27 protein-coding genes are annotated in these 24,739 nt (G+C 60.1%); 16 read left to right on the forward strand and 11 right to left on the reverse strand.

Annotated features, from left to right (window positions below; genetic code table 11):
- The first annotated feature begins 72 nt into the window (after positions 1–72).
- Positions 73–1,224: an AI-2E family transporter gene (locus tag V5279_RS05420; RefSeq protein WP_338701873.1), complete on the forward strand. Its 1,152-nt coding sequence runs from the start codon at positions 73–75 to the stop codon at positions 1,222–1,224.
- A 322-nt stretch (positions 1,225–1,546) separates the two neighbouring features.
- Here the strand turns inward: V5279_RS05420 and V5279_RS46895 are convergent, their stop codons facing one another.
- Together V5279_RS46895 and V5279_RS05430 are read right to left on the reverse strand one after the other, a co-directional pair.
- Positions 1,547–1,894, reverse strand: a complete 348-nt coding sequence (locus V5279_RS46895) for a hypothetical protein (protein ID WP_414645683.1) — start codon at positions 1,892–1,894, stop codon at positions 1,547–1,549.
- A 189-nt stretch (positions 1,895–2,083) separates the two neighbouring features.
- Positions 2,084–3,772, reverse strand: a complete 1,689-nt coding sequence (locus V5279_RS05430; protein ID WP_338695673.1) for an aspartate:alanine exchanger family transporter — start codon at positions 3,770–3,772, stop codon at positions 2,084–2,086.
- A 142-nt stretch (positions 3,773–3,914) separates the two neighbouring features.
- Between V5279_RS05430 and V5279_RS05435 the strand changes: the two genes are divergently transcribed.
- From V5279_RS05435 to V5279_RS05455, 5 genes are all read left to right on the forward strand, one after another.
- Positions 3,915–4,349: an HdeA/HdeB family chaperone gene (locus V5279_RS05435; RefSeq protein ID WP_338695675.1), complete on the forward strand. Its 435-nt coding sequence runs from the start codon at positions 3,915–3,917 to the stop codon at positions 4,347–4,349.
- Between the two features lie 26 nt (positions 4,350–4,375).
- A complete protein-coding gene (locus V5279_RS05440; protein ID WP_338695676.1) occupies positions 4,376–4,669 on the forward strand; it encodes an HdeA/HdeB family chaperone in 294 nt (97 codons plus the stop codon).
- Between the two features lie 569 nt (positions 4,670–5,238).
- A complete protein-coding gene (locus tag V5279_RS05445) occupies positions 5,239–5,469 on the forward strand; it encodes a hypothetical protein (protein WP_338695678.1) in 231 nt (76 codons plus the stop codon).
- Complete coding sequence (locus V5279_RS05450) at positions 5,466–5,738, forward strand: hypothetical protein (RefSeq protein ID WP_338695680.1); 273 nt, start codon at positions 5,466–5,468, stop codon at positions 5,736–5,738. The genes V5279_RS05445 and V5279_RS05450 overlap by 4 nt, the downstream gene beginning before the upstream one ends.
- A 13-nt stretch (positions 5,739–5,751) precedes the next feature.
- Positions 5,752–6,279, forward strand: a complete 528-nt coding sequence (locus V5279_RS05455; protein ID WP_338695682.1) for a DUF1269 domain-containing protein — start codon at positions 5,752–5,754, stop codon at positions 6,277–6,279.
- Between the two features lie 884 nt (positions 6,280–7,163).
- Here V5279_RS05455 and ligD read toward each other — a convergent pair.
- The 3 genes from ligD to V5279_RS05470 all read right to left on the reverse strand — a co-directional run bounded on the left by ligD (position 7,164) and on the right by V5279_RS05470 (position 9,887).
- Positions 7,164–8,087 carry a non-homologous end-joining DNA ligase gene (ligD, locus tag V5279_RS05460; protein WP_338695684.1) on the reverse strand — a complete coding sequence of 308 codons (924 nt, stop codon included), beginning with the start codon at positions 8,085–8,087 and terminating at the stop codon, positions 7,164–7,166.
- A gap of 616 nt (positions 8,088–8,703) precedes the next feature.
- Entirely contained in the window at positions 8,704–8,907 is a 204-nt protein-coding gene (locus tag V5279_RS05465) for a hypothetical protein (RefSeq protein WP_338695686.1), read from the reverse strand.
- A 773-nt stretch (positions 8,908–9,680) separates the two neighbouring features.
- The gene (locus V5279_RS05470) at positions 9,681–9,887 is read right to left on the reverse strand and encodes a hypothetical protein (protein ID WP_338695688.1); all 207 of its coding nucleotides are present in this window, start codon (positions 9,885–9,887) and stop codon (positions 9,681–9,683) included.
- Between the two features lie 267 nt (positions 9,888–10,154).
- Here V5279_RS05470 and V5279_RS05475 point away from each other — a divergent pair, with 267 nt between their 5' ends.
- The 4 genes from V5279_RS05475 to V5279_RS05485 all read left to right on the forward strand — a co-directional run bounded on the left by V5279_RS05475 (position 10,155) and on the right by V5279_RS05485 (position 12,696).
- A complete protein-coding gene (locus tag V5279_RS05475; RefSeq protein WP_338695690.1) occupies positions 10,155–10,328 on the forward strand; it encodes a hypothetical protein in 174 nt (57 codons plus the stop codon).
- A 246-nt stretch (positions 10,329–10,574) separates the two neighbouring features.
- Entirely contained in the window at positions 10,575–10,751 is a 177-nt protein-coding gene (locus tag V5279_RS05480) for a hypothetical protein (protein WP_166302414.1), read from the forward strand.
- Positions 10,752–11,009: 258 nt separating this feature from the next.
- A complete protein-coding gene (locus V5279_RS46900; protein WP_224742065.1) occupies positions 11,010–11,258 on the forward strand; it encodes a response regulator transcription factor in 249 nt (82 codons plus the stop codon).
- Between the two features lie 652 nt (positions 11,259–11,910).
- Positions 11,911–12,696: a hypothetical protein gene (locus tag V5279_RS05485; protein WP_338695692.1), complete on the forward strand. Its 786-nt coding sequence runs from the start codon at positions 11,911–11,913 to the stop codon at positions 12,694–12,696.
- A gap of 124 nt (positions 12,697–12,820) precedes the next feature.
- Here the strand turns inward: V5279_RS05485 and V5279_RS05490 are convergent, their stop codons facing one another.
- Positions 12,821–13,339 carry a GNAT family N-acetyltransferase gene (locus V5279_RS05490; protein WP_338695694.1) on the reverse strand — a complete coding sequence of 173 codons (519 nt, stop codon included), beginning with the start codon at positions 13,337–13,339 and terminating at the stop codon, positions 12,821–12,823.
- Positions 13,340–13,455: 116 nt separating this feature from the next.
- On the opposite strand from V5279_RS05490, the gene V5279_RS05495 reads away from it, so the two are divergent.
- The 4 genes from V5279_RS05495 to fabI are packed head-to-tail and all read left to right on the forward strand — an operon-like array spanning position 13,456 to position 18,666.
- On the forward strand, positions 13,456–15,666 hold the full coding sequence (locus tag V5279_RS05495) for a DUF3141 domain-containing protein (protein WP_338701875.1): 2,211 nt from the start codon (positions 13,456–13,458) through the stop codon (positions 15,664–15,666).
- 26 nt (positions 15,667–15,692) lie between these two features.
- Positions 15,693–16,658, forward strand: coding sequence for a phosphate acetyltransferase (locus V5279_RS05500; protein WP_338695696.1), 966 nt, complete (start codon positions 15,693–15,695; stop codon positions 16,656–16,658).
- Positions 16,659–16,663: 5 nt separating this feature from the next.
- Entirely contained in the window at positions 16,664–17,878 is a 1,215-nt protein-coding gene (locus V5279_RS05505; RefSeq protein ID WP_338695698.1) for an acetate kinase, read from the forward strand.
- A complete protein-coding gene (fabI, locus tag V5279_RS05510) occupies positions 17,875–18,666 on the forward strand; it encodes an enoyl-ACP reductase FabI (protein ID WP_029084594.1) in 792 nt (263 codons plus the stop codon). Before V5279_RS05505 ends, fabI begins: the two co-directional genes overlap by 4 nt.
- Positions 18,667–18,682: 16 nt before the next feature.
- Here the strand turns inward: fabI and V5279_RS05515 are convergent, their stop codons facing one another.
- From V5279_RS05515 to V5279_RS05535, 4 genes are all read right to left on the reverse strand, one after another.
- Entirely contained in the window at positions 18,683–19,141 is a 459-nt protein-coding gene (locus tag V5279_RS05515; RefSeq protein ID WP_338695702.1) for a MaoC family dehydratase, read from the reverse strand.
- Between the two features lie 18 nt (positions 19,142–19,159).
- On the reverse strand, positions 19,160–19,810 hold the full coding sequence (locus V5279_RS05520) for a 3-oxoacid CoA-transferase subunit B (protein ID WP_338695704.1): 651 nt from the start codon (positions 19,808–19,810) through the stop codon (positions 19,160–19,162).
- A gap of 3 nt (positions 19,811–19,813) precedes the next feature.
- Positions 19,814–20,461 (reverse strand): CoA transferase subunit A, encoded by a 648-nt coding sequence (locus tag V5279_RS05525; RefSeq protein ID WP_166302437.1) that lies wholly within the window; start codon positions 20,459–20,461, stop codon positions 19,814–19,816.
- Between the two features lie 1,200 nt (positions 20,462–21,661).
- The gene (locus V5279_RS05535; protein ID WP_165127410.1) at positions 21,662–21,838 is read right to left on the reverse strand and encodes a hypothetical protein; all 177 of its coding nucleotides are present in this window, start codon (positions 21,836–21,838) and stop codon (positions 21,662–21,664) included.
- A gap of 359 nt (positions 21,839–22,197) precedes the next feature.
- Here V5279_RS05535 and V5279_RS05540 point away from each other — a divergent pair, with 359 nt between their 5' ends.
- Positions 22,198–22,458, forward strand: a complete 261-nt coding sequence (locus tag V5279_RS05540; RefSeq protein ID WP_166302439.1) for a hypothetical protein — start codon at positions 22,198–22,200, stop codon at positions 22,456–22,458.
- Positions 22,459–22,518: 60 nt separating this feature from the next.
- Positions 22,519–22,749, forward strand: coding sequence for a hypothetical protein (locus V5279_RS05545; RefSeq protein ID WP_338695708.1), 231 nt, complete (start codon positions 22,519–22,521; stop codon positions 22,747–22,749).
- Between the two features lie 162 nt (positions 22,750–22,911).
- Here V5279_RS05545 and V5279_RS05550 read toward each other — a convergent pair whose 3' ends face one another.
- Entirely contained in the window at positions 22,912–24,531 is a 1,620-nt protein-coding gene (locus V5279_RS05550; RefSeq protein WP_414645903.1) for a DUF1254 domain-containing protein, read from the reverse strand.
- Between the last annotated feature and the right edge of the window lie 208 nt (positions 24,532–24,739).

A 24,739-nucleotide genomic window follows, 5' to 3' on the forward strand; every position in this document is an offset into this window, starting at 1 on the left:
AGCCCTCCGCGCGAGAGGGGGGACTAGGCTCTCTCACCCGCAACTTGCGTGGCCAAGGCTGAAGGCGCGTCCGTGAGAACACTGCGTCAGATCATCTCCGGAGACGAGATCATCCAGCTTGTGATCCGGCTGGGTTTGCTCGCGGTCCTGATCGCCTGGACACTGCTCCTGATCCGTCCGTTCGTGCCAATCCTGGCCTGGAGTGTCGTGCTCGCCGTTGCGCTTAATCCGGTGTTTCAGCGCCTCGCCAAAATCCTCGGCGGCCGGCCCAAACTTGCGGCAGCGATCCTAACCCTTATCAGTCTTGCCGTTGTCATCGGGCCCGCGACGTGGCTCGGCATGGGCGCAGTCGACGGGATCAGGGATCTTGCCGGTCAAATGACGGCGGGCGAGATGTTGGTTCCTTCGCCACCTCAATCGATCAAGGATTGGCCACTCGTCGGGCCTCGGCTCTTCGATCTCTGGGATCAGGCCTCGACCAATCTGCGTTCGCTTCTGCGCGAAGTGGTGCCCTATCTCAAGCCCCTCGCGACGACCTTGCTTGGATTTGCCGGCAATGCCGGTGTGGGGACCGTGAAGTTCCTGCTGTCCGTGGTCGTGGCTGGCGTCCTGTTTCCATATGGCCCGCAGCTCGTGGCCGCGGGTCGTGACTTTCTGTCACGGATCGTGCCGGACCAGAGCGAGCACTTTCTGGACCTCGCGGGTACCACCATCCGTGCGGTCGCCCAGGGTGTGATCGGCGTCGCGATCCTCCAATCCTTGCTCGCCGGCATTGGGTTCAAGCTGGCCGGTATCGCCAGCGCGGGACTGCTGGCGTTCGTGGTGCTATTGCTGTCGATCGTGCAGATCGGCGGAACGATCGTCATCCTGCCGGTCATTATCTGGATCTGGACCGACAAGGAATTCCCGATCGCACTTCTGCTGACGGTGTTTCTCGTGATCGTATCAGTGCTCGACAACATCCTAAAGCCGCTCGTCATGGGGCGAGGCCTTACCACGCCCGCACTCGTCATCCTGATCGGGGTGATCGGGGGAACCCTCGTCCACGGCATCATTGGCCTCTTCATCGGACCGATCATTCTGTCGGTGGCTTGGGAACTGACGGTTGCCTGGATCCGTACCGAACGCGCTCCGCGGCGGGGAGATGTTGGCTATGGGCCGCCGCGCTCTCTTGATCTGCATCAAGGCGTCTCTTCAGCCCCTTCGCTGGATAACAATCGCTGACCCACCAAACCAAGAGCATGGCCGAGTCCGCGATGGGAGCACGCGATGGCAGTCCAGTTCCTGCTTGGCACCGTCATCAGCGTGATCAACATCGTGATTCACGCGCTCGTGACTGTCGTGGCAATCGGCATCGCCCGCACCGCCGGATTGTAGCACACGGCACTGCCTCGATCGCACCTGATGGCTGTGATGGTCACGACAGCCGTCATTTGGTGGTCGCACACACGGTCGAGGTCCTGGTCTTGGCGCTTGCCTACGCCATGGTCGACGCGACCACCGCGACCTGCTGCAAAGGTGATGATCGCCCTGACCTGCGGCGGGTTCACACTCGACAGCGCGATGGAAGCCCAGCCGCGGCGGACTGTCCGACGACGACGTCGTCCTTCGGGAGAACGCGTTTCTCGGCTACCATGTAGTCGATGATCCAGAGATCGACCTGCGCCACCGAACGCCCGGCGTCGGGAAAGCGGATTGGTACAGTTTCCGACCATGGAGAAGAACGGCCCGTAGAGACCGTGCTCGGGAATGTCGATGGCGGCTGAACCATATCCGCTGCCGACCGGCGCCACCACGAAGTAGCCGCGTTGGCGAACCACTTCGCGGCGTCGCGGAATTCCAGCAGCGGAAAGAAGCCGCGATCGACCGGCTTGAGCGAGACGCCATGGTTCATGACCGCGAGCGGGAAGGGGCCGTAGCCGACGGGGCGAACATCGAAAGTGGCAGCGGCAGCGCCCAGATCTCCTCCTAGGTACGGACATTGTCCTCGGCGATGGACGGCAAGCCGAAGGCGGCAAGGAGCCCAAAGCCCTCAAGAGCGGTCGGAAGATTGCGGCCAACTGCCTACGCATCGTCGCCGCCGTCAGCCGGTATAAGTGAGCGCCACGATGATCGGGCCGAGCACGGTCAGGACGACATTGCCGATGGCGTAGGGCACTGCGACGCCGAGTACTGGGGTCTGACTCTCGGCGACTTCGCAGGCTCCGGTCACCGCAGCGTCGACGGTCATGGCGCCAGCCAGCGCCCCACAGGTGATGACCGGATTCATGTGCAACACATAGCGCGCAAACAGCGTCGCGACGATCAGCGGCACCAGCGTGACGACCAGGCCCATGCCCACCAGCAAGGCCCCATGCGCCTGTATCGCAGCCCAGGCCGCGGCTCCGTTGCCGAGGCCGATTGCTGCGATGAAGCCACCGAGCCCGAGATCGCTCAGTGTCTGCTGTGCCGCGCGTGGTAACGCTCCGATGGTCGGCCGGCGCGACCGCAGCCAGCCGCAGACGAGGCCAGCGATCAGCGCGCCGCCGCCGCCGCCCAAGGTCAGCGGGATGCCGCCGACCCTGAAGCTGACGAGACCCGCGAGGAGGCCCGCGGCGATGCCGGTTGCGAGAAAGGCGATGTCGGCGCGGTCGCCGGAGCGCAGGATCTGCCCGACCTTCGTGGCGGCGCGCTCGATGTTGTGAGTGCTGCCGACGAGCGTCATGACGTCCCCGACATAGACGCGGGTGTCCGGGCCCAACGGGACCTCGCGGCCCATCCTGGTCAGCGTGCGGAGATAGACGCCGCGGGCGTCGTTGCCGACGCGTTCAGCGATCTCCTTGATCGATCGGCCATGGAGATGGCGGCTGTCGACGAGGACGTCGATCACGTTGCCCGGGATTGCCTTCAGGATTTCGTCGGCATCGATTTCGTTGCCGATGACCGGCTTTGCCGCGACGAGGGCAGCGGTTCGCCCGGCGACGACGATGTCGTCGCCGGGTTCGAGAATGGTGTCGAGGCGCGGCTCGATATCGGCTCCCTGCCGCACGATTCGCTCGACGACAGTGCGGCTGCCGATTTCCTCTTCGACGTCCTTGACCGTGCGTCCCGCGGCGGCCAATACCCGGTACGCGCGCGCCTGGAATTTGCGATAGTGGAGATTTTCACTCTGCGGCGGGTTGCCGCCGGAAAGCTCCGCCTCCAGCTTCGCCGCCTCCGCCTTCAAATCGATCCGCATCAGTTTCGGTGCGACAAACGGCACGTACAGGAGCGTGAGAATATAGCCGAGGACATAGGTGACGGCGTATCCGGCTGCGATGTTTGCTTCCTGCTGCTTCAAAGCATCACTGGACAGGCCGACCTGCGCGAGCGCTCCGGACGCCGTGCCGATGATGGAAGATTGCGTCAGCCCACCCGCGGCAAGTCCCGAGGCCGTGCCCGGATCGAGCTTGAACGTGAATGCAAATATCAAAACGAGGATGAGGCCTGTGCTGCCGAGCACGAGCGCCATGCCGACCTGCGCCAGGGTGCGGATGCTCAAGGAGGCGAAGAATTCGGGGCCGGACCGGTAGCCGATCGTGAACACAAACAGGCTGAACAGAAGCACGCGCAGCACCGACGGGAATGTAAAGGTCCCGAGCTGACCAATGAGAACGGCCACCACCAGTATGCAGGCTGTCGTTCCGATCGAGAAACCACGAATCTTGACTCGGCCCAGCACCGTGCCGATGGCGATCGAAAGCAGCAGGAAGATTTCCGGAGCGGTGGTGATCATCCACCTGACGGTACCCATGGCGCATGCCCTCCAGCCATTTGCGCGGAATCTGGTCAGTGAAACCCGGCGACGCTTGATTCAGATCGATCCTCGCACGGTTGAGAGCCTGCGGCCTCAAGGCCATCGTCGATAAGAGGGGCACGTCTCGGTGCTTCGGTGCTTGCCACCCTTCTGCAGCGCGGCACAAAAGAAAGAGCTTGATCTAGATCAAACCCGCCGCCGCGTTTCGCAGATTGATCTGAATCAATACTGGCAGCCGATTCTCCTTCCTGAATGCGCCTCATCGGTGACGGAGTTGATTATGCGGAAATCCGTGCTCTATCTGATCCTCGCGGGCGCGACCTGGCCATGCGCAGCCCATGCGCAAGTTAAGATCGATATGGCCCGTGTGACATGTGCCGACTATCTAGCGCTTTCAGCCGAAGACTCGGCGGTCTTTTCTGCGTGGATGAGCGGTTGGTTCAATCAGAAAACCGGTTACGTGTTCGTTGACTTGAATGCCTATGCTCGAAACGTCGCGAATGTGAAGTCGTGGTGCGCTTTAAACCCGACGCAAACCGTGATGGCCGGTCTTCAACGCGCAACGGCTCAATAGCGACCACAAGCGACACTGGAGGCCTTATGAAACGGACCATCATTTCCAGCTTCTGTGTGTTGATCCTGATGAATATTACGCCAGCCCACGCCCAGGTCGTGATTGACCTTTCGGTGCTCACCTGCAAGCAGCTCCTTGATTCAGATGCCGAGCGACAGGCCCTGATAAGTTCGTGGATGGGCGGCTATTTCAGCGCGACAAAGAATCTCAGCGAACTCGACATCCGCTACGTTAAGCGGAACGCGAAGGTTGTAGGCAGCTACTGCAAGACGCACAGGTCGGATACCGTCATGAATGCAATGCAGAAGAACTGGCACTAGACTTAGCGTCCGGGCCTGCCGGCACTCTCTTTTGGAGGCTGACCCACGATGGGGTTGAGCCGAAGTTGCCAGCTTAAGGGCGGATCTTCGCGGTTGACCAGGTCGACATCGTCACATGCAGTATGAAGCCCGGCGGCGCGCATCTCCGCGGATCCGTCAGCAATACTTTTTGCCTGGCTCAAATCCAGCGCGGTGTTAACGGGTCATTCCGGTCGCACATCTGCGGACGGCTCGGCGAGTCCGGCGCACCGTCGTTCTCTCGACGCACACTCCGTTAACGCGTGTCCTACCCGCGCCGCAGACAGCAGCGATCCGGGTGATCATGGCGTCCGTCTGATAGACCATCGGCGGGGTCACCGCTGGCGCTGGTGTCGCAATCAACAAGGCGAAGACAGCAACACCCGACGGGTCTGTCGAAACCTCGCGCGCGGGAGCTTGCTTTTGATCTAGATCAAACCTCCAGTTCATCTACGTGCTCCATCACTGTTGCAGTGACAGTTGTAAACACGGGTTGCCTGCTTGAAGGGCTGGAAGCTGGTACGCACCGTATCAAGTTAAGGATGTCGCTGATGAAAGCGCAGGAACCACGGCCTGACATCTCCTCGGCTTTGACGGTGACACAGTTTTGCCAAATGTTCGACATCGAGCCAGAGCTGTATGCCGCGCTAAAGCGAACCGGCCAAGGTCCACGCGAGGTCCGCATTGGACACTGCATTTTGATTCCTTCGGAATATGCCGCGCAGTGGCTCGTCAAGGCCGACCCACTGCAGGTGTTCGCGCAGCGCTATCTCTGCGGATGATCAACATCGCGCGTTGGGTCGAGCGCCTGCCGCGCCTTGGCTTTTTTCAATTCGTCCTTGCGCGTGTTGAGTGGGCACGCAAGGAAGCCGACCGGCTCGCCTGCGAGGCGTGGAACGAGCGCATGCTCGGATTTCAGGGTCCGAAGGGAGGCCTGCCGGACACCAAGGTTGGGACCCTTACGCAGGCGCTCTATGATGAGGCAAAGAAGAAAAACTGGACAGTGATCGGCATGAAGAACGACTGGAAGAAGATTTTCTCGTTCGAGTAGAGGAGCAGAACAGATGAGTGACCTTGTCGTAATTGCATTTCCAACCGAGGCGAAGGCGGAGGAAGTTCGTCAAAAATTGCTGGCCATGCAGAAGGAGTATTTGATCGAACTCGGCGATGCCGTGATCGCGGTGAAAGACAGCAAAGGAAACATCAAACTAAATCAACTGATCAATACCACGGCTGCTGGTGCGGCTACTGGCGCCTTTTGGGGCACGCTGATTGGCCTGATCTTTTTGATGCCGCTTGCTGGTGCTGCCCTTGGCGCCGCGTCCGGCACACTCAGCGGATATTTAACGGATGTCGGCATCAATGACAAATGGATGAAAGAGACTGCTGCCGCCGTTCAACCCGGAACCGCGGCGCTCTTCGTACTGGTGCGCAAAGTCACGGCAGACAAGGTTCTTGAGAGGCTCAAAGGCGAAGGTGGTACGGTGCTAAAGACTTCTCTCGACCACACTAAGGAAGCCGCCTTGCAAGCGGCTTTGGCGGAGGTCAAAGCGGCGGTACCGGCTTCGCCTCCTGATTTGCCGGGCGTTTGAAACCATTGCGACGCCTGCCGACGACCGCTCTCGACATTACCTCAGCCCTCTCTGGCCCAATTTCGGTTTGGGCCCAAACAGGTTCGACGGTGATGCCGCGGGTGAGGTCATTGGTGCGGCTGCCGAGGGACATCGAGGCTAGCCGTGATTCCTCCGGCCATGGTCCAGCAGCGGCGTCATCCCTCCGGCTTCATCGAACCGTGCCTGCCGTTCGCGGTTCCTTGGACGCCTGCCTTCCAGATTGCACGCAACGACATCCACTGGCACCGAGGCATTCATAATGGGCTAGGAGGCCGCGTAGAGCCGACTTGGCACCTCGGGCGTCAAATACTCGCCTCCAAGCGTATCCCTGCTCCACGCGGCCTCGCAGGCGCAGGGTTCCGCCAGCGGACCGCGAATGGTCCCGAGGCCAGTCTGACCTCCAACTGAGCGATGCGCGGCCCGCGTAAGGTCAACGCAGTCTCAAGCGGGCATGCGGCAGATGAGTCAAAATCGACACGATCAAGATTGGCAGGCGCGAGTCGGCGATCTCGGCGCTGCTGCAGGCCTGGCAGCGAATGGAGGAGAACAGGCTCGGATCAGCGTAACAGAATTCCAGAGAAGTGTCGGTCCGGGCATAGCCCGTTTGCGTCATACAGATTGTGCCGAAAGACCATGCTTCAAATAGGTTATGCCTGCGCCGTCGACTGCCTTTTTTCAGGCGCGACGGGGGCAAAGGTATTAGCGCGCCGCAGCAACTCCGAAACTTTGTGAAGAAATTCGGGAAAGCCGTAACGTTGTGAGTAGAGGCTGTGCCGCTACAGCCTCCTAGCCCCGGCAGCCCCAGCTCACCCCCTGAGTTGGGCTCGCCGTGTCTCTCCGATCCTCCGGATATGATTCAGCGCTCATAGGTCCTCTCGCACCCCTCTGAAGAAAGGATGCCGCACCTTACCTCCGGCCGATTTGGCGCGGTACTCGATCTCCGCCAGGACCTCTGGCTCGACCCAGATGGCCTTATGCGCAATGCGCTTGGTGTAGGGCTGTGTTTTCCGGATTAGCGGCGTCAGACGCTTGCGTAGGTCGGCGGCCGACGCCTTGTCGAAGCCATGGTCAACTTTACCGGCATAGATCAGATCATCGCCCTGGCGGCGGCCGACATAAATGCCGTCCCATTTGTCGCCATCCAACGCGAAGCCCGCGATGGTCAGCGTCTCGCGCTGGGCGCAGGTCTTCTTGACCCAGTCCCGGCTGCGCGTACCCGTCGGGTAAATGCTGTCGGCGACCTTCGAAACAACGCCCTCATAGCCCAGCTTGCAGGCATGAGCGAACATCTCGGCGCCGTCGACTTCGAAGCTCTCGCTGAACTGGATGGCAGTCCCGGCAACCAGCTTCTTGAGCACTGCCTTGCGTTCCTTCAGCGGCAGCTTCCGCAGGTCGCGGCCGTTGAGGTAGAGCAGATCGAAGGCGACCAGGACGATCTTGGTTGATTTGCCCCGTAGCTCGTTTTGCAGCACTGAGAAGTCGGTAGTGCCGTTTGCCGCTGGTACTACGACCTCGCCATCGACGATCGAAGAGGCCGCCGAGATATGCCAAGCGTCGTCGGCGATCTTCTTGAAGCGCTTGGTCCAGTCGTTGCCCCGGCGGGTGTAGATCTTCACCTCCTCGTTAGCGAGATGGACCTGAACGCGATAGCCATCGAACTTGATCTCATGGTGCCATCGCGTGCCGCCCGGCACCTTCTCGATTGGCGACGCCAGGGCCGGCGCAATGAAGCCGGGGAAAAGCGCCTTGGTCCCGATCGCCTCAGGCTTTCTGCGCTGAAACGCCACAACGCAACTCCACAGCAAAGGAAGGTCAAACTGGCAAATTAGCAATCGTTCCGTGCGGCGCGCCGCGCGGAAAGGAACCCTCGATCTTAGCCTGCGTTTCAAGGCGATGCGCTGGCGAAAAAGCACCTACCGAGGAGAGCGTGATGCCTAAAGAAAATGACGCGGAGGGCGTCCAAGATCAGGGCGGAAAGCACGGCGGTCAGGCCGGTATGCCGAAGTCTAAGCCACGCCCGCGCACAACCGAGAGGGATAGGGATGTGGTGCCAAAAGGGCAGAGCGGTCCTGAGGAGCGTCAAGATTAAAAGAACCATCACGCGTACCGACCGCTATTCGATCGCCTCGAATATCGTCCTGCTCAGCGTGATAGGCGTTCAAGTGCGCCGGCATGTGAGCTGTTCGCCGATCGTTCCGCGACGGCTGCCGGGGTGGCTCGCGCTTAAGGCCCAGTAGCCAATGTCGAATTTGAGCCGGCTAAGTTTTAACCCACCGGGGCGCCGCTTTTTTGCCGCGCCTCGTTCGCTGTGCCCAACTCTGTTCATAGACCTTAGTAGGTAACACAGCTGTCATCTGTTCGCGGTCCGTTTCAGATTTTGCTGCGGACCGGTATCCAATATGACTATACCGCCTTCATGGCGCCGGTCAGGTCGTCAGTCAGCATCTGCATCAGTTCTTGGGCCTGGTCCTTGGTTAGCTTCTCGGCGAATGGGCCATTTTTCTTTGGCTGCGCTGGCCCCTTGAGTTCCCGATCATAAACCATCCAGTCGTCACCGCTTCCTCTCCGAACGAGGAACCTGTTTTGTTGGAGCGCTGTGTAATGCAACGATACCTCCCAAAATGAGCGGTTACCGGTCTCAAAAATACACACCTGATGACCGTTTGTTCCCGAACCGGGACATTGAAATTCCCAGCAGCTAATCATCAGCACGATTCATGCCGCGCCCCCTTAATTCGGGTGGCGCTTGGTCGGCATGGCGCACCAATTTCTTTAAGCTGGAGAGCTGACGCCGGCCTGACGAATGGCTGCTAAATATATTGCCGAATTGTGCGTACTTGAGGACGTCTGCCAGTCGGCGCTTCGCGGTAGGCCGCCTCAGGGACACGCACACTATTTATCAGAGAGGCACAGCGGCGGTGTCGTTTGTCGCCCTGATCGCCAGCATGGCGTGGCTAATCTCGGATGAGAGGACTTTCGGCTTCGCCAAACCTTCGGCTGTAAGGCTGGTGTCAGCTAGAGCGTTTAGGTTTAGACACGGGATACCTTCCGGCCCCGGCGTGTACCGCTCTGAGGCCGTCTTTTTAATCGATCACGATTTCGTTTTGGCAGATTAGATTTCAACTGCGGCGTGGAGGTTGCGTCATGGGCAGTGACAGTCTCCTTGGAAGCGTCTGCATCGTATTGTTGGGGCTGAGCCCACTCGTTGTCATCGGCATCGCAATGTATGGGCAGTAAATCGGCATTGGCCCGCATGCACCAACGGGCCGGTAGAAGGCCCCAGCAGCCAGCCTCCCTCAATGCACAGGCCCCCTATGGTTGCTGGGGTAGCTTAACGATCAAATTTGACAGAAGACGAAGGCCGCCTCAGTTGGGGCATATCACGCGAGCAGGTCGCTCCCCGCGTGCAGGACCCTCACGTAGGTCCCGCTTTCGTGCTTCTCCAGCCAGTAGTGCTCGATGGCGTAATTGAGGCCGGCGGTGTATTCGGCCGGCGATGCGCCGTCCTTATCGATGAAGGGATAGTTGATCTTCTCGATGTAGATCCGGCCGTCCTGGATCGGTTCGAATGCTCGAGCGTGCTCCATGATCCTGCGGGCAGCTTTCTACCCTTCCTTCATTTTCATCGTCGGATTCCATCGCGCTTCCCGCAGAGGGTGACATGCCCGGAAGGACCCGGCGACCGGTAAGGTTGCCGCGCGAAGGTACGCCCAGCGTGTCATCACCTCGACAGTCACGACCCTATAATTTTCCATCGGACGCAATCTGTTCTTCTCCGCAATAAGACCAGTATACCCGGCATATTCCCGCATGGGATGATCCCGCCTTGCCAACGGGATTTTTGGATTGTTCCTATGGAGGACATGCAGGCGCACTTGGAAAAGCTTCGGGTCGAGGCTGAGGAGTGCGAACTAATCAGTAAGCTCGCGACCAACGCGACCAAGAAAGAGCTGTTCGCCAAGCTGGCCGCGCATCACCGGGCGCTGGCTGATGAAGTCGAGCGGACCATGAAGGCGAGCGAACCATAAATCGGCAGGCCTCGCACGGATCGAACGACGGACACCGGGGCAAGCTGCGACAGCGTCGAGCGCGTCAACGTCACTGGCGTTGATCGACCACGCCAGTGTCGAGCGTGTCACCGCGACGGGACAGGCGGGAGGGCATCAGGCGCTAATTGTAATGTTAGGAACCTGACCTTAGTGGCATGATTAGGTTATTCGCTAACGACCGGCCTACAGGGCGCGCTTGCTCTCGAGCCAATCGGGAGTGTTGCGATGACTTCCATCGACGAATGCAAAGCACGCGCAGCCGAATACAAAATTCGAGGAAGCGAGCCGCACATTTCGGCACGCCGATCCACGGTGCTTTTGTGCATTTCACGCAGTTGGACAGCATTGGCGCATCAACTTGAGAACTTGGCGGCAGTCGTCAAAGACGAAAAGATGAAGTAGGTCCGCCGTTGATCTTGCGACCAAGAGAACCACGTCACCATCACCATAGGCCCCCAAGTGGCTGGGGCCATTCTCAGCGGGCGCCTCAGTTGAGAACGGTCGCCCTTGGCATTCAAATTGCGCTAGCATTGCCGAATTTTCCAGATGATAGATTTTAAGTCCTACGCGGGATTACGTCATGAGCACTGGCATACTTTTCCCACTCTTAGCGCTAGGGTTGAGGCCGATTGTCATCGCTGCGATCTCTATGTTCGCGCTATGAAGACGTCGGGAGTGCCGCCCACGGAGCGTGAAAAACAGATCCTCAGGCGGGTGGCTCTGGGGCGGTCCGATGCTGACATCGCTCGCCAGATCGGCGGGACCGAAGCGCAAGTTGCAACCCAACGCCTTCGCTTGATCAGAAAGCTAAATATCTGCTCGCATGCAGAGATCATCGAAGCGGCCATTAATCTGGGGCCGTGGCCTCGTCAGATGAAGTATCCTAATCTCCCTTCGCGAGTGTCCTAATTAGGACAGCACCATCAACCGCAGCGGCCTCGGGTCAAAGGACATATTCCTCACGTACATGCCGTGTGTAGGAGAGCTAAATTAGTTCCAGAGTTTGGCCAAAACGACAGGGCGTCTCAGTTGGCGGCCTTGTTCAATTTTGATGCTCGCAAGTTTTGCTCAGCCGTCATTTACTGGTTTGGCTTTGGGTGAGGCATATGCGGAAGACGGACGCGACCTGTCCGCGCTGCGGAGCTGGTTTCCGGCGGTTGGAACTGTGGTGCGGACGAAGGTCCGAAGGAGAGCACCGCTGTTCTGTGTGCGATACGTCGCTTGAGGTTTTTGATGGGAGTAAGTCGGTTGCCTACCGGCTTACGATCCAACCATCGCGGCGAGCATGAACCGCTGGCGGGGCCAACCTGGGGCCGCGTAACGCGAGTTGTCCCACGCCCGCGCTGGCAGTCCATCCCGCAGGTTAAGTGAACGCCGCCAATCGCGGCTCTCACGAGCCGCTACCCGGTTGACGGACCCCTATCCGGGTGACGGTAAAAGATCGCCACGGTGAAACAACTTTCGCTCAGTTAAATGGCTCGACGATACCGATCCGGCGGCGACCTTTGATCGAGGCCTCCCCGGTCATTCCCAACCAGTTCGACTGCGGAGGGAACCCAAGATGAACAACACCGTGGTTATTGGGCTTATCGCCTTTGCCGCTATCCTCGCCGGGGCGTTCGCTGGCGCGGAGGTCAGAGAGCGGTTGCCAAAACATCACCTGACGGACGAGACAAAAAATCTTGTATCCGTATCGACCGCGGTGGTGGCCACCGTTTCGGCGCTGGTGCTTGGGCTGCTTATCTCTAACGCCAACACATCGTTCACTCGGCTCGGCGGGCAAGTGACGGCGCTGTCGGCGGAAATCCTCCGGCTGGACCACATACTTCGCCGATACGGGGCCGATGCGGAACCGGCGCGCAACATGCTCCTACAGTATGCCGAGCACAAGACGGTTGACCTGTTTCCGGACGATCGCGCCGATGTGCGTCTCAACAATCCGTCAACCTACGAACTGCTGCAGCGGCTGGAGGACATGCTCCTCGCCTTGAAACCCGCTAATCCCCGCGATCAATGGTGGCTGGCTCAGGCGATGACCCTTGCGGCCAAGATCGGGGAGACCCGATGGCTTCTCGCCCAGCAGATTGGGCAGGGAACGCCGAAAGCGTTCGTCGCGCTCCTCGTCTTTTGGCTTGCGTTGCTGTTCGCCAGTTTCGGACTTTTTTCGCCGCGTAACTTCACCTCAGCGATCACCTTGACTTTGTGCGCGCTTGCGGTGGCCGGTGCTGTCGCAATGTTCCTCGAATTGGAGCAAGGCCTTGGCGGCGTGGTCCGTATCTCACCTGAGCCGATGCGGCAGGCAGTCCAAACCTTGGAGGTCGAACCGAGCAACCAAAATGCACCTTAGGGCACGGCACGCGGTTCGGTCGCTGACCTTGCCCGAAGGCATGGCAATACGTCGCGGGGTAACTAGGCAGGGGTGCGACCGGTAATCGGCGGCGTGCATGAGCCTGGGCGGGGGAGCCTCGGCCCTAGAGGGGCAGTACCAGGCAAATGATCTGCGGATCTCCTCCACCCCGCTTGTGAAAGCCGAATTTGCTGAAAATCTTTCGCATCGCCGCGTTCTCCGGCAGGACTTCGGCGACGATTTGCTTGAGCCCGGTCGTGCGCGCCAGAATGATGAGGTGGTGCATGAGCAAGGTGGCGACGCCCTGTCCCTGGTAGTCGTCGATCACCACGAAGGCGATCTCGGCTACTCCCGACGCCGCGACGACATAGCGACCACCGCCGATGATCACCTCGCGTCCGTCCTCGTCGGCAAGCGCAACCAAGGCGACGTGTTTGGCAAAATCGATGTTCATGAAGAAAGCAACTTCCTTCTCCGAAAAGCTGCGCTTGGAAACGAAGAAGCGGCGTTGAAGTGATTGGCTGCCGGTGCGGCTGATTGCAGCCAGCATGTCGTCTTCGTCGTCAGGCCGTAACGAGCGGATTTTGACCCTTCGGCCATCGCGCAGACATTCGCTCACTGCGTAATTCTCAGGCACCGGCATGGATCCGTCCTCCCGTGCCAAAAAGGGCGCAGGGCCGTGCTCGTGGCTTGACCTAAATCAACATTCCGGGCGCGCAAAACGCTTTCAATTGGATTGCTAGCGGAAGGACTGAAATGATGTCGCTGGACAATCTGCAACTCCCGGGCGGGCCCATGTCGGGGGTCATCGCCAAGGCCGTGGAATATATGGTGGATGCCGGACAGCGCAGCGTGCTGCTTCTGGACATCCTGCGCCAGCGCGGTGACCAGTATCGTGAGCACGTTGCCCAGACGGCACCGCACGTCTTGAGCTATGCCGCCGAGCTGATCCTGGACGGCCGCAAGCTGGACCAGCCTGTCAACTATGCGCTGGTGCGCATTGTCCCACCCAAGGGCGTGGAAATCGATCTCAAGCGCCGGCCGTTCGTTATCGTCGACCCGCGCGCGGGTCATGGACCGGGGATCGGCGGCTTCAAGGCCGACAGTGAGATTGGCGTCGCCATGAAGGCAGGGCATCCCTGCTATTTCATCGGCTTCCTGCCCGAGCCAATGCCGGGACAGACCATCGAGCGCATTGCGCGCGCTGAAGCCATCTTCATCGAAAAGGTCATCGAGCGGCATCCCGAAGCTGATGGTAAGCCGTGCGTGATCGGCAACTGCCAGGCCGGCTGGGCAATCATGATCCTTGCCTCGCTACGGCCGGAACTGTTCGGTCCGGTGATCGTGGCGGGAGCGCCGCTCGCTTATTGGGCTGGCGTCCATGGCAAATATCCGATGCGCTATTCCGGCGGACTGCTCGGCGGAAGCTGGTTAACCGCACTTTCCAGTGACCTCGGCGCAGGCAAGTTCGACGGTGCCTGGCTGGTGCAGAACTTCGAGAACCAGAATCCCTCGAACACGTTGTGGTCCAAGCAGTACAACGTCTTCTCCAAAGTCGACACCGAGGCCGATCGCTATCTTGAATTCGAGCGCTGGTGGGGCGGGCACGTCAACCTCAATGCCGAGGAGATCCAGTTCATCGTCGACGAGCTCTTCATCGGCAACAATCTAGCTGGCGGCCGTGTCAAAATGTCCGACGGAGTTGCGGTCGATCTGCGCAATATTCGTTCGCCGATCGTGGTGTTCTGCTCAAAAGGGGACAACGTTACGCCTCCGCAACAGGCGTTGCATTGGATTCTGGACCTTTACGCGGACGTCGACGAGATCAGGGCGCACGGGCAGACCATCGTCTACACCGTGCATGAGACGGTCGGTCATCTCGGCATTTTCGTTTCCGGCGGCGTCGCCAAGAAAGAGCATGCGGAATTCTCAAGCAACATCGATTTGATCGACGTGCTGCCGCCCGGCCTTTACGAGGCGACGTTCGAGGCGAGGGGATCCGACACGCTCAATGATGAGCTAGCGGTTGGCCAGTGGGTGATGCGCTGCGAGGCCCGCACGCTCGACGACATTCGCGCGATGGGCGGAAATTCGCCTGAAGATGAGCGGCGGTTCGAGACTGCCAAGCGTGTCTCGGAAATGAATCTCGCCGCTTATCAGAAATTCGTGCAGCCATGGGTCAAATCGATGGTGACGCCACAGATGGCGGAGATGATGCGCAAATGGCATCCGCTCCGCCTGCAATACGAGGCGTTCAGCAGCGAGAACCCGTGGATGAAAATGGTGGAGAACGCTGCGGAGAAGGCGCGCGACGAGCGCAAGCCGGTCGCCAAGGACAATCCCTTCCTGGCGTTCCAGGAACGGCTATCCAAGCAGATCGTCAGTTCGCTCGATCAGTGGCGCGACTCGCAGGAGGCGCTGAGCGAGGCGATGTTCCTTGCCATTTATGGCTCGCCGGCGCTGCAAGCCGCCGTCGGCGTTGATCCGCAGTCGGCACCCTCCCGACGCCGCGACATGGATCCAAAACACCGTGAGCTCTTGCAAGCCCGCACTGCGGAGCTGACATCCAGGATCGGCTCCGGTGGTATGCGAGAGGCAGGCATTCGGGCCTTGCTTTATGTCGGGTCGGCCCGGGGCATGGTCGACGAGCGCAGCCTTGAAGCGCTGCGGCGGCTTCGCCAGGCCGATGAGGCCGCGCGCATGACCCTCGCGGAGTTCAAGATGCTGGTCCGTGAGCAGTTCTTCATGTTGCTGCTCGAGCGGGAGGGCGCCCTCGCGGCCATTCCGAAACTGCTGCCGGACAGTATCGACGAGCGTCGCAGGGCCTTTGCCGCCATTCAGGACGTGTTGTCGGCAAGCGCGGAGATATCAGGCGAAGTGGCCAAGCGCTTCAAGCAAGTCGCCGGGCTGTTCGGGCTCGACGGTCGAGACAATACGGTCCCTTTCGATCCAAAAGCCCGCGCATCATAACAACTCAGAGCGGAACGAGGGGAGTCATGGCTACCGGAGCGAACGAGACCCAGCCGGGATCGAAATACGATCGCCTCATAGTCGCCGCGAAGGGCGTCCCGTCGGTCTCCACGATCGTCGCGCATCCCTGTGACGAGAGCTCACTACGAGGGGCGATCGAGTCCGCTGAAGCCGGGATCATCAAGGCGATTCTTGTCGGTCCGGCCGCGCGGATCCGGGATGCCGCAGCGCAGCACAATCTCGACATCGCGGGCTATGAGATCGTCGATACGCCGCCAACAGAGGCCGCTGCCGCGGCCAAGGCTGTCGAGCTGATTCATGAAGGCAGAGGCGAAATCCTGATGAAGGGCAGCCTCCACACCGATGAGCTGATGCGCAGCGTGACAGCAAAGGTCGGTGGGCTGCGCACCGACCGGCGCATCAGCCATGTGTTCGTCATGGATGTGCCTGCCTATACCGAAACGGTGTTCGTCACCGATGCCGCCATCAACATATTCCCCGACCTCGACGACAAGCGCGATATCATCCAGAACGCCGTCGATCTCTATAATCAGGCCGGCTTCGGCACGACACCGCGGGTGGCAATCCTGTCGGCGGTCGAGACGGTGACGTCGAAGATCCCGTCGACCATCGAGGCGGCTGCCCTCTGCAAGATGGCAGACCGCAGGCAGATTACCGGCGCGCTGCTCGATGGTCCACTCGCTTTCGACAATGCGATCGACATGGAGGCGGCGCGGATCAAGGGCATCAGGTCTGAAGTCGCTGGCCGGGCCCAGATTTTGGTCGTGCCCGACCTCGAGTCCGGCAACATGCTGGCGAAGAATCTGGCTTATTTCGCCAAGGCGGATGGCGCCGGCATCGTGCTCGGCGCGCGCGTTCCGATCGTGCTCACATCGCGCGCCGACTCTGCGAGGTCAAGGATGGCATCCGCTGCCGTGGCCTGCCTCTACGCGGCTGCCCGGCGTCGCAGTGCTCCCATCGCAGCAGCGTGACCGCCATGGATACGATCCTTGTCGTCAATGCCGGCTCCTCCAGCGTGAAATTTCAGGTCTTCGAGGTGGAAGGCGAGGGTCGCCTGTGGCGGCAACTGAAGGGCCAGATCGATGGCATCGGCAGCCGGCCGCGGATGCGTGCCAGCGGCTCCAGCGGCGAGCCGCTGGTCGACCGCGCTTATCCGATCGAGGCGATAGCCGATGTTCCTGCCGCCATGTCCGTCGCGGGCTCCTGGTTGAGAGATGAGTTCAGAATCAACCCCGTCGCCGTCGGCCATCGGGTTGTTCACGGCGGTCCGGACTACGCGCGTCCGGTGCTGATCGATCCCGTGGTCGTGTCGCGGCTGGAACGCTATGCGCCGCTGGCGCCGCTGCACCAGCCGCACAATCTGGCGCCCATTAAATCTCTGATGACGAATTTTCCGGCCTTGCCGCAGGTGGCCTGCTTCGATACGGCGTTCCACCGCGATCATGACCCGCTGGCGGACCATTATGCCATTCCGCACCAACTGTACGCCGAAGGCATCAGGCGCTACGGCTTCCATGGCTTGTCCTACGAATATGTGGCCAAGCGGCTGCCGCAGATGGCGCCGGAGGTCGCGGTCGGACGTGTGATCGTGGCCCATCTCGGCAGCGGCGCCTCGATGTGCGCGATGCGGGCAGGCCGGAGCGTCGAGAGCACGATGGGATTCACGGCTCTCGATGGTCTTGCGATGGGAACGCGGCCCGGCCAGATCGATCCCGGTGTCGTCCTGTACCTGCTCACCGAGAAGGGAATGTCCGCGCCCAAGGTACAAGACTTCCTGTACCGCGATTGCGGCTTGAAAGGTCTGTCCGGCGTCAGCAACGATATGCGCGAGCTCGAGAATAGCGCCGACCCGCGGGCTGTATTTGCGATCGACTATTTCGTCTATCGCGTCGGCCTCAACGCCGGCATGCTGGCAGCCGCGCTGGAAGGGCTCGACGGCTTTGTCTTCACCGCGGGGATCGGCGAAAACTCGGTTTCGATCCGTGCCCGCATCTCGGAAAGGCTGGCATGGCTCGGGATCGAACTCGATCCCGTCGAGAACGCACGGCACGCGACCAAAATATCTCGATCAGACAGCCGAGTTCCCGTCTACGTCGTGCCGACCGATGAGGAACTGATGATCGCGCAGCATACGTTGACGCTGCTCATGAGCCAGCCATTGCCAAATTCAAAAAGCGAGCGAGTGTCATGAGTATCCCGGTTTATCCTGAGACCAAGATCGCGCTGAAGGGCAAAAAGGGCTTGATCGTTGGTATAGCCAACGACCAATCGATCGCCTGGGGCTGTGCCAAGGCATTTCGCGCGCTCGGTGCCGACCTCGCTGTCACTTATCTGAACGAGAAGGCCAAAAAGCACGTCGAGCCGCTGGCCAAAGCGCTGGAATCGCCGATCTTCATGCCGCTTGACGTGATGGTCGAGGGCGAGACCGAGAAGGTATTCGAGCGGATCGAGAAGGAGTGGGGGCAGCTCGACTTCCTGCTTCACTCGATCGCGTTCTCACCGAAGGAAGCGTTGCACGGCCGTGTGGTCGACGTCGATCGGGCGGGCTTCCAGAAGACCATGGACGTGTCCTGCTGGTCGTTCATGCGCATGGCCCATCTCGCCGAACCGCTGATGAAGAACGGCGGCACGTTATTCACCATGACCTACTACGGCAGCCAAATGGTGGTGAAGAACTACAATGTCATGGGCGTCGCGAAGGCGGCGCTTGAGGCGGCGGTGCGCTACATTGCGGCCGAGCTCGGCCCGAAAGGCATTCGGGTCCATGCCATTTCGCCGGGGCCACTCGCCACGCGCGCGGCATCCGGGATTCCTGAATTCGATGAATTGATGGACAAGGCACAGTCGCAGGCGCCGACGCGCAGTCTCGTCAGCATCGATGACGTTGGCAAGGCCACGGCGTTTCTTGCGCTCGACGGCGCCAAGCTGATCACGGGAAGCGTGCTGTACGTCGACGGCGGTTACCACATTATCGATTAGAGCGCGGAAGGTCCGGCTAGCTGTAATGCAGGCCGATGACGTCGGCGACGCAAGCGGGGCGCGTGCCGCCCTCCATCTCGATCGCCACGCGGTAGTGGACCCTCAGCCCGTTCGGCGGCACGTCGACCGCTTCGACGATGCTGACGCGACCGCGCAGCTTTGATCCAGCAGGGACTGGCGCCAGATACCGGATCCGGTCCGCTCCATAATTGATTGTGTTTTTCAGGCCTTTCAGGCCAATCACCGAGCGGATGAACATCGGTGTCAGGCTGAGCGACAGAAGGCCATGCGCGATGGTCATGCCTCCAGGCATTTCGGCCTTCGCGCGCTCCTGGTCGACATGGATCCATTGCTCGTCGCAGGTGGCATCCGCGAATTTGTTAATGCGCTCCTGCGTTATCTCGAGCCAGTCACTGACGCCGATTTCGGTGCCTACCGCTGCCTTGAGTTCGTCAAACCCGTTAAATACCCGCATGGCGTCGGCTCGCTCTGTTCAGAGGATCATTTCCGGAACTGCATCGGGAATTGTGAGCTCGGCGTCCGTCACCGCCAGGACCTCGGCGACCGTCAGACCCGGCGCCGTTTCCAGAAGGGTCGCCTTGCCACCCGGGAAGGCGATCACCGCAAGATCGGTCACCACGAGATCCACGGCGCGCGCGGATGTCAGAGGCAAGTTGCACCTGGCGACGATCTTCGACTTTCCCTTTGCCGCATGTTGCATGGCGACGATGACGCGCTTGGCGCCGCTGACGAGGTCCATGGCGCCGCCCATGCCTGGCACCATTTTACCCGGGATCATCCAGTTGGCGAGGTGGCCGGCGGCGTCGACCTGCAGGCCGCCCAGCACCGTGATGTCGACGTGACCGCCGCGGATCAGGCCGAACGACATCGCACTGTCGAAAATGGCCGCTCCCGGCAATGCGCTGATCGGCTTGCCGCCGGCATCGGTCAGCAGCGGATGGGTCATGCCCTGTTCGGGAATTGGACCAGTGCCGATCAAGCCGTTCTCGGACTGGAAGAATACCTTGAGCTCGGCGGGAACGTAGTTTGCAACCAGGGTCGGAATCCCGATGCCGAGATTGACGAGGTTGCCGGGCCGTAGTTCCCTCGCTACACGACGCGCGATGATGGTTTGTGCATCCATGGGTCACCCGTTCGCGACGAGATAATCGACCAATGGTCCCGGCGTGATGACGTGATCGGGAGCAATGACGCCGACCGGAACGATATGTTCGGCGGTCACGATCACGGTGTCGGCCGCCATCGCCATGACTGGATTGAAGTTTCGTGCAGTGAGAGCATAGGACAGGTTGCCGGCATAGTCGGCCAGGAAGGCGTGTACGAGCGCGAAATCGGCGCGCAGCGCGGTCTCCAGCAGATATGGCTTGCCGTTGACTTCGATCTTCTGTTTGCCTTCCTCGACCAGCGTGCCGACGCCGGTAGGCGTCAGCACGCCGCCAAGACCGCAGCCGCCCGCGCGGATGCGTTCAACGAAAGTGCCCTGCGGAATCAGGTCGACCGTGATCTGTTTGCCCAGCATCTGCTGCTGCGCCTTCGGATTCAGCCCGATATGGGTGCCGATCATGCTCGACACCTGCGAGCCCTCGAACAGTTTGCCGACACCCTTGCCGGGCGTTGCCGCATCGTTACTGATTAGCACCAAGCCCGATTTGTTCTGTCGGACCAGTTCGTCAAGCAGGCGCTCCGGCGTGCCCACGCCCATGAAGCCGCCGACCATGACGCGCGCGTTGTTCGGGATCATCGCAACAGCTTCTTCGGCGGATACGGCCTTCATGTTCAAGCTCCCGCAATCGGTCCGAGGTAGCATGGTTCAGCGAACACTGTCGTTTGGCGTGATGGCAACGTTGATCTGGGTCAAAGTCAGGGCGTCATTCGTCGTCTTTGCGGCGCCCAATCCCGATAGATCTGTGCCTGGATTAGGCGGCTGCTTTCAAATTCGATGCGGCGCAAAGCCGGAGCCGTTTCGATTCAGCGTGGGTCATGGACAAACGACCGATACCCATCGGTGGTGAACAGATCATCACCATCGCGTTGCTGGTGATCTTCGCGCTGGTGCATTGAGGCGGAAAGCCGAGTCCTTGACGTCGAGATGGGAGTGGCTGATAGCGCCCGGGATTAAGCGTGGATCAGAGGCAAAATGTTCATCGAGGCGAACGTCGACAAGCGCCGGCTCCTTGGCGGTGCCGATGAGACGGGACAATCTGTCCGGTGAGACCGATGGGTATGACGACATGGTGCGCCCTTGGTGAACAGGACGCGATGCTTGGGCATGTCGCCTCGCGGGGAGATCGCTTTCCCCGAGCGAAAATACAAACCGACCATGGATAGCAATGTCAACCTGCTGAGTAGTTGCTCAGATCACAGGTAGTTTTACAGGTTAGTTGGAACCTTTGGATCGCATCGGCTCCTGCTCGCGCACGTTTCCAATGACGGTTTTTGGGTCAAACAAGTCGGATGACGCAACCGTGACGTCCGCTTAAACCCCGTCACCAGACTTTCGATAGCCAGCGCGGCCTTTCCGAAAAGGGCCAAGAAGAGACATGGCTTTAGTACATGATAACGGGCATCGCCTGAGACATTCGTCCAGCTCAGACGGCAGCTCCGGCCAGCAAGAAAGCGCCGCCAAGCGCGACCATCACAAGTCCAGGCCAACTCGATTTGATGCCGAAGCCACTACCCGGTCTTTCAGGTTCCGGCGTGTCCCGCCCGGAGCGAAGCCACCTTCCACCGCTCAATCGGCCTTGCCAGATTGGCCGATACGCCATCTGGAGCACGCCGCCGAAAACCAGGAGCACACCAAGCCATATGAGGGTCATGCTCTCCTCCCGCACCAGTGAAAGCCAACAGGTTGCTCCGCCGGGAACCGTGGTTCGTTCAACGTCTGCCGGCTCTCTCGGAATTAGAACGACCTTGAGAGCCGCCGGACGCGCCAGCGCGCCGCACGTAGGCTGGGGATCACGCTCTCCGATCCTGCTCAGTCTTCGTCCGGCTCGCGCACGACCGGCGGTTCGTCGGTTCGGTCCTCTTCGTCGTCTTGCTCTTCGTCCTCTTCGTCGTCATCGGGATCTCGGGGTGGCATCGTGTTGCCCATGATCGCGAAGACACGCCGGTCGATCCTGGTGGGAACTACCTCGGGGATTTGTAGGGTCATGTGTTGCTCCTCGGATGTGACCCTGAGGCACTTTACCCCTTTTTCGGAGGGGCAGACACGGAATTGGCGGGCCAGAACCGTCGCGCACGTTCTGCAGTCTCAATTTTCCAGGGAGCCACGCACGGTCATTCTGGCAAATCAGCCCTCTCGAAAGGCGACTAAGCCTCAGTTCGCGGCCCAGCGCTGTCCCTAGGAACGGCCAACCGCGTGACCGATTACATCATGGGACGTCGCCGACCGCAGCACCGACATCGCCCGCGCGCAAACACCTTGCGGCGCACCGACGGAACAGCATCACATGTGAGAAATTCGCGGAACGAACCGGCTCGTCAGTCTTTTCTGGTTTTAGGGAGGTGCCCATGACGACTTCTCAAGCCATAGAAGGCGCGTGTGCGTTCGCTTGGCGGAACTACTTGCTGCTCCACGCCGGTATCAGCGAGAACGATAGCAGGCGTTCCGCCCTTTATCGCTACGTCACCAATCTTCGTGATACCGGCGAATATGATTTCGATCTCTTGCAAATAGCGGCAGTCGCTTACTTGAAAAAACTGGACGAATTGTATGACGACCGAGGTGCGAGACTCGCGGCAGATCGAGTTTTGGCCGAGTGTTTAGAATAACGCAGTGCACAACCCGACACTTAGCTTTGGGCCACAACCAGAGCAGAAGGAGTGGACTGCATGGCAGACAAGACATCTAGCGTAGACCGTTTCGCGCGCGACCCACAAAGGCGCATCACCGAAGCGACAGCAATCGGCATGAATGCCTTGAAGCCAATAATGCACTTTCAGGTCTCAATGCTGAGGATGTGGGCCGACAGTATCGAGAGGTTCGCGGGCAATTACGAGAAGGGGTTTGAAGAAACCGCGACCACTGTCGAGGAACGGTCGGACAAGGAACGGGCCGCGTAAATTAACGCGAATGGTTAGGCGCAATCCGTTGGGTCAAAAGCCGCCCAGCGCGGCCAACTGGACGACGAGCTGACGTTACGATGGTCAAAGAGACCGTCGGCTGTTGGCCCAGAAGCGGTCAAGGAGCCCGCGCGGCCCCTTGATCGCTCCATGGGTTTGGTTTCACAGAACGAGTTCGACCTCGCTCGGCCGCCAAGTTTTCGCGAAGAACGGCTCAAGTGGACTGTAAAGCCGCAGGCAGGGGATAAAGCCCTTGCCCGGCATGGTCTGTATCCAGTTGCCCCGTTTGACATTCGCTGGTTGCGTCGGGCCGAAGTAGACCGTTGTCGTGCCGTCGGCGTTCGGTTCAGCGGCGGGTGATGGGAAGCTCTGGCTACCCGCGCGCGGGTAGCGCTGGGGCGTATCGAGCATCGAGCGCGACATGTTGTCGTAAAGTGTAAAGGACCAGAAGTTTGCCTGCGGGATGTCCTTCGGCAACGTCACCTTGTACGTCTTGGCTCCATCGAAGGGCTCCTTGTTTGCATCGACCATCGTCCACAGGTAGGTCGAGCCGATGCCGGGCAGCCGCATGGCCATCGCGGGCGTGATCCCGGTGACGCCGTAGAAGAAGTCCGTCCGCGCGTCGAGCGTGCGATAACCGGTGGACGGGAAGGGCTTGACGCCTTCGGGTGTAATCAGCGGGATCGGCGTCTCGAACTCATAGCCGACTTCAAACAGCATGTTCTGCCAACCCGAGCCGGGGTAGTAGTACAAAGTCGGATCGCGAGGAGCCATAAACACCGTCCGCGAGGTGGCATTGGCGAGCGCAAGCGCTTCGGTGAGTATCTTCTTCATCCTCGCATCCGGCGCGAACGGTTTGCCCTTGATGACGCCGATGGCGGCGATGGGGCCCATCAACTCGGGGTCGAGGGATCCTGCAGGCTCCTGCTGCACGACCTCATTGAGCATCTCGTAAAAGCTGAAGTCGTTCGGCGGGATGGTGTTCATCACCTTGCCGGTACCTTCATGGAAGACGGTCGGAGGCGGGGGCGTCACTTTTCCAAGTTTAGCTTTGCCGCTCAGGAAGTCCGCGATGGGGGTCCCGACGCCACCGGCCTCGTACGGATAGACCTTGGTGAACTTCCGGATCGCTTCGGCAACTGGCTTCGGATCGTTGTTCTCTAAGAACGCGCGAGCAAACCATATGACAAGGCTGGTGCGGGCGCGGGCGATATTGAACCCGCTAGGCAGCGGACCATCGTAGCCGGGCGGTAGAATGAGGTATTTCCCGCCCTCGCCGCGATCGGACCCCGGCAGACCGATATCGACGACCCAGCGGAACCAGTAGTCATCGATCGCGCCAAGCGCCTTGGGTGGCACCTCTAGCACCATGGGACCCTTGGTCAGGTCGAGCATGCCCATGGAGTATACGGTGTCCGCATTGGCGGTCAGGTACAGCGACTTGGCATCCATCAGTTCGGAGAAGACAAGGACTTCGTTATCTTTGACCCCGGCGCTCAGAAGGCCCTTGTGGAGGGCACGTATACTGACCCCTTGAAAGGTGTTCACGAACGCTTCGAACGCATGCGTGAAATCTAGATTGTCATAGACCTTGGCGATGGTTTCTTTGCTCGGCATGCCGTCCTTGAAGTCGAGCGAGCCAATGCGCGTCTCGACTTTGTCCGGCGTGCTGATCGCCGGAGAAATCGGAGCGCTCGTCTGGGCCGCGGCTTCATTTCCGTTGAAAACCATTGCGGCGAGGATAAGCGCCTGCATGGAGAACGTACTTAGTAAGTGTTGCATGATTCGCCTCCGACACGTATTACGGGTGCCGAAGAATAGTCGAGTTCCAATGTGAGAGATATTGGTCTCTGGGGCGCGGTGGCGCGACTTTATGTCCGCTCAGGGTCTAACTCGGAAGTCGGAACACGCCGTAACGTCCGCTTCAACGTTGAAATCGGTGACGATCTCTTCTTCCCCGAACGGCCAACCGCCGCGGGCGAGCACGATG

This window comes from Bradyrhizobium sp. 26S5, from assembly GCF_036923295.1.
Lineage (GTDB): Bacteria > Pseudomonadota > Alphaproteobacteria > Rhizobiales > Xanthobacteraceae > Bradyrhizobium > Bradyrhizobium septentrionale.